The sequence below is a fragment of the Ruminococcus sp. RTP21484sp1_RTP21277st1_D2_RTP21277_210401 genome (genome assembly GCF_040924225.1).
GTDB classification, from domain to species: Bacteria; Bacillota; Clostridia; order Lachnospirales; family Lachnospiraceae; genus Blautia_A; species Blautia_A faecis.
In genome coordinates this window covers 217,502-234,573 of the sequence record NZ_JBCOMJ010000001.1, presented here as the reverse complement: position 1 = coordinate 234,573, position 17,072 = coordinate 217,502, and the positions used below count along the sequence as shown (strand labels likewise).

Sequence of the window (17,072 nt, the reverse complement as noted above, 5' to 3'; positions counted from 1 at the left end):
GAAAATCGGGTCAATATAAAGACCAGGAGGAGTGTGCAGGGATGAAATATGGATATTTTGATGATAAGAAACGAGAATATGTGATTACCAGACCAGATACACCAGCGCCTTGGGTAAACTATCTGGGAGATCCTGAGTATGGTGCCATTGTGTCCAATAATGCAGGCGGATACAGCTTTGTAAAGTCTGGGGCTAACGGAAGAATTTTACGTTATGTTTTTAATCAGTTTGACGAGCCGGGAAGATATATTTATCTGAGGGACAATGAAACGAAAGATTTTTGGTCAGCGTCATGGCAGCCTGTAGGAAAGGATCTTGAAAAATATAAAAGTGAATGTCACCACGGTACTGCTTATACCAGGATGATGGCAGATTACAGCGGTATTCATTCTGAGGTTAGGTATTATGTACCCCTGGGACAGTCTTATGAGGTGTGGAGCCTTTGTGTGGAGAACTGTTCTGATAAGGAAAGAGAAATTAATGTAACCGGATATGCGGAATTTACCAACAACAGCAACTATGAGCAGGATCAGGTAAATCTGCAGTATTCCCAGTATATTACCAAAACTGTTTTCAGAGGAAACCGTGTACGCCAGATGATCCATGCAAATCTGGATCGTCTTGATGAAGGGGAAAAGGTAGATAACAAAGATGTGACAAATCGGTTCCTGGGTCTGGCCGGCGTGCCAGTGGATTCCTGGTGCGGTGAAAAAGAAGCATTTCTGGGGAGATATCACGGTTATGGAAACCCGGTAGGAGTAATTGACGGCAAGCTTAATTGTGAGGGAAATTATAATGAAAACAGCTGTGGTGCATTGACAGCAGTGTTAAAGCTTGCCCCGGGAGAAAAGAAAGAGATGGCTTTTCTTGTAGGTATGAAAAAGAATGACGAGGCAGAAGCGATTGTTGCGCGTTATGACCAAAATTGCCAGCAGGTTTGCGAAAGGGAACTGGAAGAACTGATCAGTTACTGGCATGGACAGCTTTCACATTTTCAGATAAAAACTCCAAGTAATGAATTTAATACCATGATCAACACATGGAACGCTTACAACTGTTTTATGACTTTTATCTGGTCCAGAGCAGCATCCTTTACTTACTGCGGTCTGCGCAATGGATATGGATACCGCGACACTGTGCAGGATATTCAGGGCGTGATCCATCTGGCACCTGAAATGGCAGCGGATAAGATCCGTTTCATGTTGTCTGCCCAGGTAGATAATGGTGGTGGTCTGCCTCTTGTTAAATTCACCCACAATCCAGGACATGAGGATACGCCGGACGATGCTTCTTATGTACAGGAAACAGGGCATCCGGCATATCGTGCTGACGATGCTCTATGGCTTTTTCCAACTGTATATAAGTATGTGTCAGAGACAGGAAATGTAGATTTTATTGATGAGGTAATCCCATTTGCCAATAAAGATGAAGGAACAGTATATGAGCATCTGAAACGTGCGATCCAGTTCTCGATGGAACATCTTGGAAAACATGGAATGCCGGCGGGACTTTATGCAGATTGGAACGACTGCCTGAGGCTTGGAAAAGATGGAGAATCTACTTTTGTAGCTTTGCAGTTTTATTATGCAATGACCATTTTGAAGGAGTTTGCGGCTTACGAAAAAGATGAAGAATATATCTCATATCTGGAAAAAAGCCAGGAAAAGCTTGGGGAACTGATTGAAAAGCTTTGCTGGAATGAAGACCGGTTTATCCGCGGTTTTACAGAAGCAGGAGAAATAATCGGACAGCGTACAGATCCGGAAGCAAATATGTGGCTGAATCCCCAAAGCTGGGCTGTGATCAGTGGGCTTGCAACAAAGGAGCAGTCAGAACTGGCACTTGAGCAGGTTTATGAAAGACTGAATACAGAGTATGGTGCTATTCTCATGGATCCCCCATACCACGCACATGCTTTTGACGGTGCACTGGCTGTAATTTATAATGCAGGAACAAAAGAAAATGCAGGGATTTTTTCTCAGTCACAGGGATGGATCATTCTGGCAGAAGCATTAATGGGACATGGAGAAAGAGCATTTGGCTACTTTATGGAAAATGCTCCGGCTGCACAGAATGATAAGGCGGAGATCCGCAGACTTGAGCCATATTGCTATGGTCAGTTTACAGAGGGGAAAGCAAGTCCGAATTTTGGCCGTTCTCATGTACACTGGCTTACTGGAACTGCGTCTACTGTTATGGTAGGATGTGTGGAAGGTATTCTTGGAATGCGTCCTGATTTCTATGGTCTTCGTATCGCACCGTCCATACCGAAGGAATGGGATGGATTTGAAGTCGAAAAAGATTTCCGCGGCTGTCACCTGCACATTAAAGTGCAAAATCCGGGACATGCAGAGAGTGGATTTAAGAAACTTACTGTAAACGGTGAAGAGTTAAAAGATAATTATATCCCACAGGATAAGCTGACTGCTGAAACTGAGGTTGAATTGTATCTGTCATAAAAATTTAGTAGGCCTGGTGGGTGGACGCAGGCAGAAAGCGAGAAACATTGATGAAACATATAGAATTTCAGGATAAAAACGGAAGCTTTATTATACATGATCCGGAAAATTATAGCGGTCTGTATCTGCCTCTGGCGGGAGAAAAAGGACTGAAATCCAGTATCACCCCTAATCTGGGAGGTGACAGCAAAACAGATCAGAATCATTTCCTTCTTGAGCCTGTAAGTATTGAAAACCTGCATAATAACCGAAATACCAGAAATTTCTGGTGTCAGGTATATAAAAACACAGAAGCAGGTGATACTGCTCTGTCTGGAGCAGATCCGAAGCTTCTTGGCTGTTGGTCTGTCTGTGGAAATTCTGCAGAACAGGAATTTCAGAAATTTACAGATAAGCAGGACGAAAGCACACTGGAAGCTGGTTTTATGTGGCAGAAGATTTCCCGAAAATCACAAAAATATGGTCTTCAGGCAGAAGTAACATCTTTTGTTACAATTTCTGGGGACATGGAAGTAGAATATGTGGAAATCACAAATATTTCCGAAAAAAAAGTGGAAATTGTGCCAACAGGTGCAATTCCAGTATATGGAAGAAGTGCAGATAATCTTCGAGATCACCGCCATGTTACCTCCCTTCTCCACCGAATTCGGACCACCGATTATGGTGTGGAAGTAACCCCGGTTTTGTCCTTTGACGAGCGGGGACATCAGAAAAATAATACTACATATTTTGTATACGGTTCAGATGAAAACGGAGAGAAGCCGGAGTCATTTTATCCTACGGTGGAGGAGTTTATAGGAGAAGGCGGAACCTTTCTGAATCCAGAGGCAGTAAGAATTAATAAGCCCGGAAAACCCTCTGGAACAGAACTTCAGGGAAAAGAGGCTGTTGGAGGCATCCGATTCAGCCGGAAAACACTGAAACCAAGGGAAACAGCTGGTTATATTTTACTATGTGGGATTGCAGATGCCGGTGAGCAGCAGTTCCCAAGAAAGGAGAATACAGATAAAAAGGCAATAGATCCGGCAAAAGCTTCTAAATGGATAGAGTCGTTGACTTCTGGCTGCAGGACCCGCTCCCAGGTACGGAATATGCTGGAAGAAGTAAAAGAACACTGGATTCGGAAGGTTAATGTAGCGTTTGAAACTGGAAGCGAAGATGCGGATAATTATCTGAAATGGATCTGTTTCCAGCCAATCCTCAGAAGAATTTATGGATGTTCTTTTCTCCCCTATCATGATTATGGAAAAGGGGGACGCGGCTGGCGCGATTTATGGCAGGATTGCCTTGCCTTGTTGATCATGGAGCCATCTGAGGTAAGACAGATGATCATTGATAATTATGGAGGTGTTCGTATTGATGGAACAAATGCCACAATTATAGGAAGTGGTCAGGGAGAATTTATTGCAGACAGGAATAATATTACCCGTGTATGGATGGATCATAGCTTTTGGCCGTTTGTAACTACGAAGCTTTATTTGGATCAGACCGGGGATCTTGATGTTTTATTTGAGAAGATTCCATATTTTAAGGATCTTCAGTCAAAACGCGGAACAGCTCATGATGAAGAATGGAACAGCAGTTATGGTAATTTACAGAAAACAGATGCTAATGAAATATATCATGGAACTGTTCTGGAACATATTCTTCTTCAAAATCTGTGCGCATTTTTTGATGTGGGAGATCATAATGAAATGTGTCTGCATGGAGCAGACTGGAATGATGCCTTAGACATGGCCTGGGAAAAAGGTGAGAGTGTGGCCTTTACCTGTGCTTATGCCGGAAATTTGAAGGATATCGCTTATGTGCTTAGAGAAATAGAGAGTGTTCAGGGAATTAACAGGATTGAGCTTGCAGAAGAAATGGAATGTCTGTTTGCCTGTGGAAAACAGTTATATGAAAACCCTGAGAAAAAACAGAAGGTTTTGAAGCAATATACTGATTTGAGTGCCCATAATCTCAGTGGAAATAAAGTAGTGCTTTCTCTGAAAATGGTATGCAGCAATCTGGAAGAAAAAGCAGACTGGCTCGTGGAAAATATTCGGAAAAATGAATGGATCCAGGATGGGGATAAAGGCTGGTTTAATGGATATTATGATAATCATGGAAGAAAAGTAGAATATAGCGCGGTTTCAGATGAAACCGACAATAAAGCTGGTGCAGAGTGTAACACCCGAATGATGCTTACCGGACAGGTATTTGCTGTCATGAGTGGTACCGCTACAGAGGAACAGATACAGGCAATCTGCAGGAGTGCAGATGCATATCTGTATGACAGGAAAGCCGGCGGCTACCGCCTGAATACAGATTTCAAAGAGGAAAAATTTGACCTGGGAAGAATGTTTGGATTTGCATATGGAGAAAAGGAAAATGGTGCCGTCTTTTCCCATATGGCAGTTATGTATGCCAATGCATTGTACAAAACCGGTCACGCCAAAGAAGGATACAAAGTTCTTCAGACTCTGCTTGATACTGCAATGGATTTTGAACGCAGCAAAATGTACCCGGGAATCCCGGAATATTTCGATAATCAGGGAAGAGGCTTATACGCATATCTGACCGGAGCTGCAAGCTGGTATATGCTGACCATGATAACAGAAGTTTTTGGAGTAAAAGGCCAGCTGGGCGATATGGTGATAGCACCTGCACTTATGCCTGAGCAGTACGATCAGGAAGGAAAAGCTTCCTTGAAAATAGAATTTGCCGGAAGGAAATTTTCCATTCATATTTTTAACAGGGAGAAAAAAGAATGGAATAAAGTGCAGATAAAAGAAGCCTTTTGTGATGGTACTTTGCTGTCGGCAGAAGGCGGCAGGCAGGCTCGCCTGAAGCGCTCTGAAATAGAAAAACTGACTTTGGAAAAAGTACATGAAATTAATATTATTTTGAACTAATCTGGATAAAGAATTAGAAAAATGACCAGATATTCAGGAATAACAATGCATAAATAAAGGTTATTCCTGAATATCCGGTCTTTTTATGTAAGGCGGAGAATTATGCATTGCAGGAGCCTTACGTGCTAGAGCCTGTTTGAAAAATCATTCCCGCAATCTGCACGCCCCACTTTGCGGTATATTTTGCCCGAATTCAGTTGCCGTAGCCCGCTACGGCGCCTTCATCCGGACAAAATCTTCCACAAATTGTAACGCACATCATGCAGAAAGCTTTTTTCAAACACGCTCTAGGTCAGCTTACCACATGGATTTATAATACCTATCCCTGTATTTTTTTGGAGTCAGACCAGTGAAATTTTCGAATACCTGAATAAAGTGACTCTGGGAAGAGAAGGATAGGTAATTGGCGATGTCAACTACTGCTTTGTCCGAGTAGCGAAGAAGATGTGTGGCTTTTTCTATTTTTTTCTCCCTTATGTAGTCACTGATGGAAATTCCAAGATTTTGTTTGAATACCCTGGATAGATAATTCTGGGAAAGACCGGTGTGGCAGGCAAGGTCTTCTATGGTGATACGGTCCTTTATATGAGCATAGATGTAATCAATGCACTGCATAACTGGCTTGGAAAGTACGGATAATTTTTTTTGCAGGATCATTTTTCCGGTAAAATCCTTTGCCATAGTGTGGTGAAGGTCTGCAATCTGTCGCAGGGAAGTGCAGGAATCCATTTTTAAAATGTAAAAGTCACTAAGCCGGTAGGCCTGCTCTGCCTCCATCCCTCCGTCAATGCAATATCTGGTAAGCATCGCAGCTGTAACCACAAAGTGGTATTTCAGATTCGTGACAGGGTTTCTGGAAAGGACTCCGGTTCCCTCCAGATTCGTAAAAGAATCTGCATTACAGTTCTGTATGACAGTTTCCATATCTCCGGTTTTTACTGCCGTATAAAAGGAATATTCAACAGAAGGCGGCCTGTGCTTGGATTCAGTTTCGTTTTCTTCAAATTCTGTGTTGTACCAGTCTTTTGATATTGCCATGTAATCCCCTCCAAAACAAAAATGTGTCATTTTTTATATTATGACATGAATCTGATATTTTGTTAAGAGAAATAATATAATGTCAAAAATAAAAATGGTATATTTATTGCACCAAAGAGATACAGCATTAAGAAAATGCTCAAAAAAGGAGGATCTTTTATATGAAGAAGAGAGCAGTATCTATGTTACTTACAGCTGTTATGGCAGTTACCGGTATGGCTGCAACAGCAACCGTAGCACATGCAGAAGGAGAAGAGGGAAAGGTTATTAACATCTATTCCTGGAACGATGAGTTCCGTACACGTCTGGAGGCTATTTATCCAGAAGTTGAGTCCACTTCCAGCGATGGAACTGTTACAACCTTAAAAGACGGAACTGAGATCCATTGGATCATCAACCCAAACCAGGATGGTGTTTACCAGCAGAAGCTTGATGAGGCGCTTCTGAATCAGGCTGATGCATCTGATGATGATAAAGTAGATATTTTCTTAACTGAGACCGATTATGTTTTCAAATATACAGACAAAGATGCAGATGTAGCAATGCCGCTTACAGATCTTGGAATTGACCCGGATACAGATCTTGCAGATCAGTACGATTTCACAAGAACAACTGCTTCTGACTCTGACGGAGTACAGAGAGGTTCTACATGGCAGTGCTGCCCAGGAACCCTGGTATACCGTCGTGATATTGCAAAAGAAGTTTTTGGAACAGATGATCCGGCAGAAGTAGGCGAGAAAGTAAAAGACTGGGATACAATGAAAGAGACTGCTGCTCAACTGAAGGAGAAAGGTTACTACACATTTTCTTCTTATGCAGACACCTTCCGTTTATATGGAAACAGCATCGCACAGTCCTGGGTACAGCCTGGTGAGACAACCATTACAGTTGACCAGAAGATTATGGATTGGGTAAATGATTCAAAAGAGTGGCTGGATGCAGGTTTCCTTAACCCTACTGTAAAAGGACAGTGGAACGATGACTGGAACAAAGCTATGGGCTCCCAGTCAAAAGTATTTGCATTCCTGTTTCCGGCATGGGGAATCGACTTTACATTAAGTCCAAACTGGGATGGCGATGCAGGCTCATGGGCAGTTACAAATCCTCCGCAGGAATACAATTGGGGCGGTTCTTACATTCATGCAGCAACAGGTACTGATAATCCAGAGCATGCAAAAGACATTATCCTTGCTATGACTGCAGACAAAGACAACCTGTTAAAGATTTCTAAGGATTATTCAGACTTCACAAATACAAAGAGTGGTATGGCAGAGGCTGCTACAGATGATGCAAACTTCTCTTCTGAGTTCCTTGGCGGACAGAACCCATTTGCATATTTTGCACCTGTTGCAGAGAACATTAAGATTGCACCGCTTTCTGCATATGATCAGGGATGTGTAGAGCTTATCCAGAACTCCTTCAGTGATTATTTCCAGGGAAATGTTGACTTTGATAAAGCAAAGGCAAACTTTGAGACTGCTATTAAAGAGCGTTATCCTGAGATCTCTGAGGTTAAATGGCCGGAATAATGTAGATAGTTCTGAGGATTTTGTTTGCAAAAACATCTTGCAGAATACTATTAAAAAAATAATGTCCATGTGACATTTGAAAATTGGTATAAGGAACGTGGAGAGGATCCTGTAACATAGGATTCTCTCCTGTTCTGTAAGATGTGTGTAAAGGAGAACTGTTATGAAGAAAAACAAGAAAAGCATTAATTATGGAAAATGGGGCTACCTGTTTATCCTTCCTTTTTTTATAATCTATTTGATTTTTTCTTTGATTCCATTGGTTGATACGGTCCGTTACAGCTTTTTTGAATATTTCCGTTCTGGAATTAAAGAAATCGGACCCAATTTTATTGGAATGGCAAATTACATCAGTCTGCTGAAATCCGATATGTTTAAATATGGAGCAAACACATTGATTCTGTGGCTGATCGGATTTGTGCCGCAGATTGTGGTTGCGTTAGTTCTGGCAGCCTGGTTTACAGATGCCCGTTTGAAAATAAGAGGAAAACAGTTTTTTAAAGTGGTAATATATCTGCCGAACCTGATTATGGCATCTGCATTTGCACTTTTATTTTTTACTATGTTTTCTACAAACGGACCAATAAATTCTATTCTGATGTCTCTTGGATGGATTAAAGACCCTATTGATTTTATGGGATCTGTAGTTGGAACAAGATCATTAATTGGCTTTATGAACTTCCTTATGTGGTTTGGAAATACAACGATTATGCTGATGGCGGCTGTTATGGGTATCAGTATGGATATTTTTGAGGCTTCTGACCTGGATGGCTGCAATAGTATTCAACGTTTCTATTATATTACATTGCCGCTGATCAGACCGATTCTTGCATATACATTGATCACATCTATAATTGGTGGTCTTCAGATGTTTGATGTACCACAGATCCTGACAAATGGACAGGGTAATCCAGATAGAACGTCTATGACGCTGATCATGTTCCTGAACAGTCATCTGAAGAGTAAGAACTATGGTATGGCTGGTGCATTATCTGTTTACCTGTTTATTATCAGTGGTATTTTATGCTTCATCGTATATCGCATGACCAATGATAATGATCCGGATGGTTCCAAAAAGGCTGCAAAAAAACGTGCTAAGGAAGAAAGGAGAAGATTAAGAAGATGAAGAAGAAAGCAGGAAGCCAATTCAGAACAGTTTTCGCACATATCGTACTGATTCTTCTGTCTTTTATGTGCCTGTTCTTCTTTTACGTATTGATAATTAATGCAACCAGATCTCATGGGGATCTGCAGAAAGGTTTCTCAGCACTTCCAGGAAAATATTTCCTTGAGAATCTGAAAAACGTGGCAAACGACGGAAGCTTTCCAATGTTTCGGGGAATTTTGAACAGTGTGATCGTATCTTCCTGTAGTGCCGCACTTTGTACATATTTTTCATCCCTTACGGCATATGGTCTTTATGCTTATGAGTTTAAGGCAAGAAAGGTTGCTTTTACATTTATCATGGCAATTCTTGTAATGCCAACGCAGGTTACTGCAATGGGATTCCTTCGTCTGGTTACGAAGATGGGATTATATGATTCCCTTCTGCCGCTGATCATTCCCTCCATTGCATCTCCAGCTGTATTTTATTTTATGTACAGTTATCTGCAGTCGTCTCTGCCGCTTTCTCTTGTGGAGGCTGCCAGAATCGATGGTTCCGGAGAATTCCATACCTTTAATCGCATTGTGATTCCAATTATGAAGCCTGCAATTGCAGTTCAGGCGATTTTTACATTTGTTGGTTCCTGGAACAACTACTTTGTACCGGCCCTGATCATCCAGTCCAAGAGTAAAATGACGGTGCCGATTCTGATCGCTACTCTTCGTGGTGCTGATTATATGAATTTTGATATGGGTAAAATTTACATGATGATCACAGTTGCGATCGTGCCGATCATTGTTGTGTACCTGCTTCTTTCCAAGTATATTATTGCAGGTGTTACCCTTGGTGGTGTCAAAGAGTAATGGCGTTTACACAGTTTAAGCACAGTGGGACTTTGAATCCGGAAATATCTGTCTGCGAGAAAAAGCATAGCTCTTTTGCAGAAAAAGCGGCAGAGGAAGGCATTGTTCTATTGAAAAATGAAAATATTCTTCCCATTTCATTATCTGCATCGGTTGCCCTTCTGGGCATCGGTGCGGATAAAACTGTAAAAGGGGGGATTGGTTCCGGAGATGTAAATAACAGGCAGAATATTACCATTTACGAAGGAATGGAAGAATCCGGAATTCGGATCACCAGCAGGGACTGGCTGGATGATTATGAACATCGCTATCAGAAAGCGAGACTTATATGGAAAGAGAAAATTCTTGAAGAAGCAAAGCATGTAAATAATCCTTTTGATGCCTATGCATCCAATCCATTTATCATGCCGGAGGGGCGTCCTGTTTCTGAAATGGATATCCAGGAAGCTGAAATTGTTGTTTATGTAATCAGCCGTATTTCTGGTGAAGGAAAAGATCGTCGTCTTGAAAAAGGTGACTATTATCTTAGTGAACGAGAAGAGAAAGATATTCTTTTTCTAAACAGCAGAAGTGTGCCTATTGTTCTGCTTATAAATGCCGGTGGTCCTGTGGAGCTTACAGATATTCTGGAAAAAGCGCAGTGGATAAAAGGTATCCTCAATATTTCCCAGCTTGGACAGGAGGGGGGACGTGCGGTTGCAAGGATCCTTCTTGGAGAAGCTGTTCCAAGCGGAAAGCTTACAACAACCTGGGCAAAAAAATATGCGGATGTGCCATTTGCAGAGAATTTTAGTTATCTGAATGGAAATCTGGAATTGGAAGAATATAAAGAAGGAATTTATGTGGGCTATCGGTATTTCGATAGTTTTGGTGTAAAGCCACTTTTTCCTTTTGGCTTCGGTCTTTCTTATACAGATTTTAAGATTCAGTTTTGCAGTATTGAAATTGACAAGGATAAGATTGCAGTAAATGTATCTGTAGAGAATATTGGAAATACTTTTGCAGGAAGAGAAGTTGTACAGGTGTATGTATCACTTCCCCGGGGCAGGATAGAGAAAGAATACCATCGCCTGGTTGGATATGCAAAGACAAATGTATTAAAGCCGGGAGAAAAACAGGAGTTAAAGATCCTGTTTGATGGAAAAACTATTGCAAGCTTTTTTGAGGATGCAAATGCCTGGATCGTGGAAACAGGAAAGTATGGTCTCTGGATTGGAAATAATTCAGCCAATCTGAAGCTGGAGGCTTTTATAAATGTGAACCAGGATGTAGTTCTGGAGCAGACGCAGAAACTGGAAGCATTGGTTGAATTATCTGAAAAACTGGAAGCTTCAAAGAATGTAAAGGCTGCAGAAAAGCAGCTGGAGAAAAGTAGAAATGCTGATTTTCCCACCATACAGTTTGAAGCATTGCAGAGAAAACAAAAGGCTGGAAATGTTGACCGAGAGTCTCTGGTCATGGGAAACTCGCTGGAAATTCTGGCAGAAGAGCTGCCTGTAGAAGAATTGATCCCACTTTTATACGGAAATACTGGTGGTATTAGCAGCAATCTTGGAGCAGCAGGGATTAAAGTGCCTGGTTCAGCTGGCGAAACTTCAGAAGCTCTTTATGAAAAATATGGAGTTCCGGTATTGATCATGGCAGACGGACCAGCTGGTATCAGACTGCAAAGAAGTTATGAGGTAAATCGCGAGAATGATTCTGTTTATGGAATCGGTGTTCTTGGTTCTTTGGAAAATGGATTTCTGGTAACAGAAAAGCCTCACCAAAATGCAGATACGTATTATCAGTACTGTACTGCTTTTCCGGTTGGTACAGCTTTGGCGCAGTCCTGGAATCGGCAGTTGTTGAAAGAGTTTGGAGAAATGATAGCTGAGGAAATGGAGAAATTTGGCGTCAATCTCTGGTTGGCACCGGGAATGAATATTCACAGAAATCCCCTGTGCGGACGAAACTTTGAATACTATTCAGAGGACCCGCTGCTTGCAGGAAGTCTGGCCGCAGCAGTTACCAAAGGGGTTCAGAGTAAAGCAGGATGCGGGGTAACGATTAAGCATTTTGCATGCAATAATCAGGAAGATAATCGTATGGGAGTAGATGTTCATCTTTCTGAAAGGGCCCTTCGTGAGATTTATTGTCGTGGATTTGAGATTGCCATAAAGGAGAGTAAACCTGCGGCAATTATGTCCTCCTATAATCTGGTAAATGGGGTACATGCCGCAAACAGCAAGGATCTGTGTACCAGAATTGTGCGTGATGAGTGGGGATTTGAGGGCGTGATCATGTCGGACTGGAATACTACGGAACCCAAGGACGGAAGTATTCCATGGAAGTGCACAGCTGCCGGAAATGATATTATCATGCCGGGAAGTGAGAATGATCATAAAAGTATTCTGGATGGTTACAGAAGCGGGGAGCTTTCAGAAGAAGAAATTCGTATTTGTGCCAGAAGGGTCTTGAAACTAATTGATAAACTGCGAAGCAGTTATTTGGTTATGAGCAAGTAGTGAAGCGGATTGCGAATATTCGCTTGACTAAAAGGACTGAGCAAGGTATGCGTATGTGTACTTTGCTCTTATTTTTTTCATTTTTATAGAAATTATAAAGAGAGATGTGGTAGTATGGAAAATACCAGCGATACAAAAAGAAAATTTGGAATGGAGCTTGAGGTGAAAGATGGTGCTTTGCTGTGGCAGAGTATAGAAATAGACGAAAGTAAGAAGAGCGTATAAAAGCAGTGGAAAATGGAAGGAGAGTCTAAATGGATGAGCGAAGCAAACGGGCGCAGATGGAGCGGAAGAGGAGAATTCGTAGAAAGAAACAGAGACGTCGGGTTTTGATTAGTGCGCTGGTGGAAGTTTTGATTCTGGCAGTGTTGGCTTTGGCGTTTTGTTGGGATAGAGGACTTAGTGCTAAAGTGTCGGGAGTGCTCGGGATTTTCGACAGACCGCCTGCGACGGAACTGGATGTGTCGGGAGTGAACAGCTCAAATGTGCTTTTAATGGATGTAAAAAGCGGAAAGGTCATTGGAAATCTAAATGGGGAAGAGCGGATTTATCCGGCATCCATGACGAAGATCATGACTGCAATTGTGGCGCTGGAAGCATTTTCAGATCTGGATCATGAGATTACTTTAAGTGAGAATATTTTTTATGCTCTGGATGGACAGGATGCCACACAGGCAGGCTTTCAGCCAGGGGAGAGCGTGAGAGTGCGTGATCTGGTCTACGGCGTAATGCTGCCTTCCGGAGCAGAATGTTGTCTGGCTTTGGCAGATGAAGCATCCGGCTCAGAAGAAGCATTTGTGGAAAAGATGAATAAGAAGGCCAAGTCCATTGGGATGAAGGATACCCATTTTATGGATTGTACTGGCTTACATGATCCAGAGCATTATAGTACAGCATATGATATTGCGCTGCTGCTTAAGTATGCGTTACATAATGATACTTTCCGTGAAGTGGCAGAAAGCCATTTCCATTCTACGCCAGCTACCAATGTACATCCGGATGGAATTACCTATTACAGTACCATGTTTAAAAATATGTCGGATACATCGGTAACCGGCGGGGAAATTCTGGGTGGCAAAACCGGGTATACCTCTGAGGCAGGGCATTGTCTGGCAAGCTTTGCACAGATATATGGCAGGGAGTACATTCTGGTAACTGCAGGCGCCGCGGCGGACGCTACGGGAGTGCCGCACATTCTGGACGCGAAAACAATTTATAACCGACTGGGCGAAGCGGTGGCACAGAAATAAGAAATGACAAATCCAGTGAGGAAGTGAATGCTCTTTTTCTATGCTGTGTTTCGAGTCAGGCTGGTGTTATTTCGCCATTTGCAGGATTGCCACAATATCTTCTTTCGTCAACGGCTGGAAGAAGCCAATGTGTCCGTTTCTGCCGAAAACGCATTTCTCAGCCATTTCCTCGATTTGGGCATCGGTTGGATAAATGCCAAGTTCAGTGAGGGTGGTTGGCATGTCTATAGAGTGGCACCAGGTCTCCCAGGCAATGATGGATGCGAGAACAGTATCCGTAATATCAGAATCGCTGGTCTGGGAAGCATCAATTCCGAAAACCTTCTCACCAAACTGTGCAAACCTTCCCGGATTTGTCTTATACACATATCTCGCCCAGCTTCCCCAGACAGCTGCAAGTCCGGCTCCGTGAGTTACATCAAACATACCGCCGAGTTCATGCTCAATCTTATGTGTGGCAAAATCAGATACCCGTCCGGCACCAGTCAGACCGTTATGGGAAAGGCTTCCGGCCCACATGAGAGTAGCCCGGGCGTCATAGTTCTCAGGGTCTTTTACAGCAACCTGGGCGGCATCACGAACGGAAAGCATCAGTCCCTCTGCAATCCGGTCAGTAAGGCTGGTATCTGTGTCTGTAGGGGTAAAATAACGCTCCATAGTGTGCATCATAATATCAGCTGCGCCGCTGGCTGTCTGGTAAGCGGGAAGACTATAGGTAAGTTTGGGGTTCATAATAGCAAATTTAGGGCGGGAGCAGTCGTGCCCGTAGGAACGTTTCATCATACCATCTTCAATGGTGAGAACCATAGAAGAAGACATTTCAGAGCCTGCGGCAGCGATTGTAAGAATAACGCCAATGGGCAGGTTTTTATCTGTTTTAACACGACCGTAAAGCAGATCTTCCATTTCAAAATCATTGGCGATTCCGTAACCGATTCCCTTTGCTGTATCAATTACGCTGCCGCCTCCAATTGGCAGAAGGAAGTCAACACCTTCCGACCGTCCAATGCGGATCCCTTCTTTTACCAGGGAAAGGCGAGGATTGGGAACCACGCCACTAAAGTCTATATAGGAAAGTCCGGCTCCATTCAGGCTCTGATGTACACGTTCCAATAGTCCTGATGATTCAACATGTCCTCCTTTTTTTCCATAAATGATCATAACTTTATGCCCACCAAATGCGGCAACCTGTTTGCCAGCCTCGTTTTCCCGGTCTGCACCGAAAAGAACTCTGGTAGGAGTGTAAAAATCAAAATTTATCATGGGAAATGCCTCCGTAAAATATGAAAATAAATTTGCGATTCTTTGCAAAAAGTGTTCTGTGAGCGGTCTTATGCATCTGACATCATTATATATGCTGGAAATGTAAATGACCAGAGCGGATTTTGTAATTTTATGGGATAATTTTTCGAACGATAAAACTTTACTTTTAAGCTGTGATTTTGTAAGGTATGGTTATAGAGGAAAAACAGAAAAACGGTGCACAGTTATTCTTTACTTCCAATATAGAAAACTATATAATAAAAGGAGAACTGACAGATGAAGTAAGTCCGGAGCTGGTAGAATTGCTTCATTATATTGAACATACCACTCAGGACATGGCAGATGGCTGTAAAAGCGAAAGAATACATAAGATGCAGAAGCGTATATGCAGTATCAAATCCAGTGAGGAAGTGAGTGTGAGATATATGCAGAGATGGGAAGAAATGGAAATGGAAAAAGAGGCGGCACGTGAATTAGGACTCGCAGAGGGCAGAACCCAGGGACTTACTGAGGGCAGAACCCAGGGTCTTGCGGAGGGAAGAGCGGAGGGAAGAGCGGAGGGAAGAGCAGAGGGAAGAAGTTCTATGGCACGATTGATAGATAAATTATTAGAAGAAAATCGCATAGAAGATTGTAAAAGAATAGCAAAAGACCCAGAATTTTGTCAACATCTGATGGAAGAATTTGGAATAGAGTAAAAAATAAAAGTGGAACATTCTTTAAAATTAATAAACAGAATGTTCCACTTTTCCTGTATCGTTATATGTTAGCTAGAGAATATCTGGCTTTTATCGATTTCCCTGGAAAGCAGCTTCTTATAACTGCAATCCATCCCGATTGCTCCAAGTGGTGCAGTGATCAGAATTCCCAGTACAGCCACAGAAAGCACGATCTGCCCGCAGGAAAGTCCCATAGCCATTGGAACAGACCCAATCGCTGCCTGTACGGTTGCTTTCGGAAGGTAGGCAATGGAACAGAACAGTCTTTCCCGCCATGTTAGGTTTGTTCCGGTAACACAAAGAGAAACGCCCAGGGTACGGATCAGAAGTGCTGCAAAGATCATGGCCAGGGCAGCAGGACCGGCTTTTAAGGTATAGCGGATATCTACAGAAGCACCTACAAGTACAAAAAGCAGGACTTCAGCAGCCAGCCATAGTTTCCCGAATTTCTGGGAAAGGCGGGCAGAAACGGAGGCGGTGCATTTTAGCTTCAAAACACAAGCCATGCTTATCACAGCCAGAAGTCCGGAGACGGAAACCACAGGCTTCAGCCATGTCTCAATGGACATAAGCAGGAAAGCCACGCCCATTACTACGATCACTTTCATGCTGTTTCGCACCATATGACTGTGCGCATAAGCAGTTTCGAAAAACAAGGAAAGAAGATAACCAGCCACACTTCCAAGTGCAATACCCAGGATAATGGAAACCGGAATGTTGATAAAATCTTTCAAATGTGCGCTGCCGCCCTGTGCCATAGTAGAAAATGTGGAAAACAGCACGATCACATAAATATCATCACAGGAAGCGCCTGCCAGGATCATCTGGGGAATGCTTTTGGCTGTGCCGTATTTTTCATCCATCAACTGTACCATTCTTGGGACAACTACAGCCGGGGATACCGCACCCATTACAGCGCCCATCACAGCCGCTTCCAGTCTGGTAATTCCCAGAAAATACGGTGCCAGCAAAAAGTAAGCCAGGATTTCGAAAGTTGCAGGAATGCAGGCCATCATGATGGCAGGACGTCCCACTTTCTTCAGATCGGCAAGATTCAGGGAAAGTCCCGCTTTCAGCAGGATAATGATCAACGCGATCTGCCGCAGCTCCGATGAGATGGACAGAATCGACGGATCCAATACGTTCAGCACATAAGGTCCCAGTAAAATACCGGTGATCAACATACCGATAATACGTGGCAGTTTCAGTGCCTGGCAAATAGCAGCCAAGGAAAGTCCCACAAGAAAAATAAAAGCCAGAGATGTTAACATTGTTATAAATTCCTCCTTTTTACGCAGAAAAGCTGATGCTTCCTGCGACAATTGTTATCACAGAAGTCATCAGCTTAATAAGCGGTTCGGGATGATCCCGGGGAGACATTCATTCCCCTTTGTTTCTGGTGGTATAATAGCACATTATAAAAGTGGTGGCAAGAAGAAATTATA

11 protein-coding genes, 2 pseudogenes and 1 riboswitch are annotated in these 17,072 nt (G+C 42.7%); of the genes and pseudogenes, 9 read left to right on the top strand and 4 right to left on the bottom strand.

Translation table 11 applies throughout. From position 1 onward, the window contains the following. The first annotated feature begins 41 nt into the window (after window positions 1-41). Together AB5706_RS01135 and AB5706_RS01130 are read left to right on the top strand one after the other, a co-directional pair. Window positions 42-2,459 carry a glycoside hydrolase family 94 protein gene (locus AB5706_RS01135; RefSeq protein ID WP_173769694.1) on the top strand — a complete coding sequence of 806 codons (2,418 nt, stop codon included), beginning with the start codon at window positions 42-44 and terminating at the stop codon, window positions 2,457-2,459. Between the two features lie 50 nt (window positions 2,460-2,509). Beyond that, entirely contained in the window at window positions 2,510-5,353 is a 2,844-nt protein-coding gene (locus AB5706_RS01130) for a GH36-type glycosyl hydrolase domain-containing protein (RefSeq protein WP_173769695.1), read from the top strand. A gap of 118 nt (window positions 5,354-5,471) precedes the next feature. On the opposite strand, the pseudogene AB5706_RS01125 reads toward AB5706_RS01130, so the two are convergent. Then, window positions 5,472-5,600, bottom strand: a pseudogene (locus AB5706_RS01125) (DUF6783 domain-containing protein). Between AB5706_RS01125 and AB5706_RS01120 the strand changes: the two are divergent. Then, window positions 5,550-5,669, top strand: a pseudogene (locus tag AB5706_RS01120) (DUF6783 domain-containing protein); the annotation flags it as partial. The pseudogenes AB5706_RS01125 and AB5706_RS01120 overlap by 51 nt on opposite strands. Here the strand turns inward: AB5706_RS01120 and AB5706_RS01115 are convergent. Beyond that, the gene (locus AB5706_RS01115) at window positions 5,651-6,391 is read right to left on the bottom strand and encodes a helix-turn-helix domain-containing protein (RefSeq protein ID WP_148463499.1); all 741 of its coding nucleotides are present in this window, start codon (window positions 6,389-6,391) and stop codon (window positions 5,651-5,653) included. The pseudogene AB5706_RS01120 and the gene AB5706_RS01115 sit on opposite strands and share 19 nt — an antisense overlap. 161 nt (window positions 6,392-6,552) lie before the next feature. Between AB5706_RS01115 and AB5706_RS01110 the strand changes: the two genes are divergently transcribed. From AB5706_RS01110 to AB5706_RS01090, 5 genes are all read left to right on the top strand, one after another. Continuing rightward, window positions 6,553-7,920 (top strand): ABC transporter substrate-binding protein, encoded by a 1,368-nt coding sequence (locus tag AB5706_RS01110; RefSeq protein WP_173769696.1) that lies wholly within the window; start codon window positions 6,553-6,555, stop codon window positions 7,918-7,920. 163 nt (window positions 7,921-8,083) lie between these two features. Continuing rightward, entirely contained in the window at window positions 8,084-9,046 is a 963-nt protein-coding gene (locus AB5706_RS01105) for a carbohydrate ABC transporter permease (RefSeq protein ID WP_148463497.1), read from the top strand. Next, window positions 9,043-9,888, top strand: a complete 846-nt coding sequence (locus AB5706_RS01100; protein ID WP_148463496.1) for a carbohydrate ABC transporter permease — start codon at window positions 9,043-9,045, stop codon at window positions 9,886-9,888. The genes AB5706_RS01105 and AB5706_RS01100 overlap by 4 nt, the downstream gene beginning before the upstream one ends. Then, a complete protein-coding gene (locus tag AB5706_RS01095) occupies window positions 9,888-12,395 on the top strand; it encodes a glycoside hydrolase family 3 protein (RefSeq protein WP_195590127.1) in 2,508 nt (835 codons plus the stop codon). Before AB5706_RS01100 ends, AB5706_RS01095 begins: the two co-directional genes overlap by 1 nt. A gap of 254 nt (window positions 12,396-12,649) precedes the next feature. Beyond that, a complete protein-coding gene (locus AB5706_RS01090; RefSeq protein WP_226821653.1) occupies window positions 12,650-13,645 on the top strand; it encodes a D-alanyl-D-alanine carboxypeptidase family protein in 996 nt (331 codons plus the stop codon). Between the two features lie 66 nt (window positions 13,646-13,711). On the opposite strand, the gene AB5706_RS01085 is transcribed toward AB5706_RS01090, so the two are convergent. Then, complete coding sequence (locus AB5706_RS01085; RefSeq protein ID WP_195590125.1) at window positions 13,712-14,908, bottom strand: iron-containing alcohol dehydrogenase; 1,197 nt, start codon at window positions 14,906-14,908, stop codon at window positions 13,712-13,714. Window positions 14,909-15,096: 188 nt separating this feature from the next. Here AB5706_RS01085 and AB5706_RS01080 point away from each other — a divergent pair, with 188 nt between their 5' ends. Then, window positions 15,097-15,606 carry a hypothetical protein gene (locus AB5706_RS01080; protein ID WP_173717004.1) on the top strand — a complete coding sequence of 170 codons (510 nt, stop codon included), beginning with the start codon at window positions 15,097-15,099 and terminating at the stop codon, window positions 15,604-15,606. 68 nt (window positions 15,607-15,674) lie between these two features. Here AB5706_RS01080 and AB5706_RS01075 read toward each other — a convergent pair whose 3' ends face one another. Then, the gene (locus AB5706_RS01075; protein ID WP_148463492.1) at window positions 15,675-16,898 is read right to left on the bottom strand and encodes a cation:proton antiporter; all 1,224 of its coding nucleotides are present in this window, start codon (window positions 16,896-16,898) and stop codon (window positions 15,675-15,677) included. 53 nt (window positions 16,899-16,951) lie between these two features. Next, a riboswitch (Fluoride riboswitch) is annotated at window positions 16,952-17,024 on the bottom strand. Window positions 17,025-17,072 lie beyond the last annotated feature (48 nt).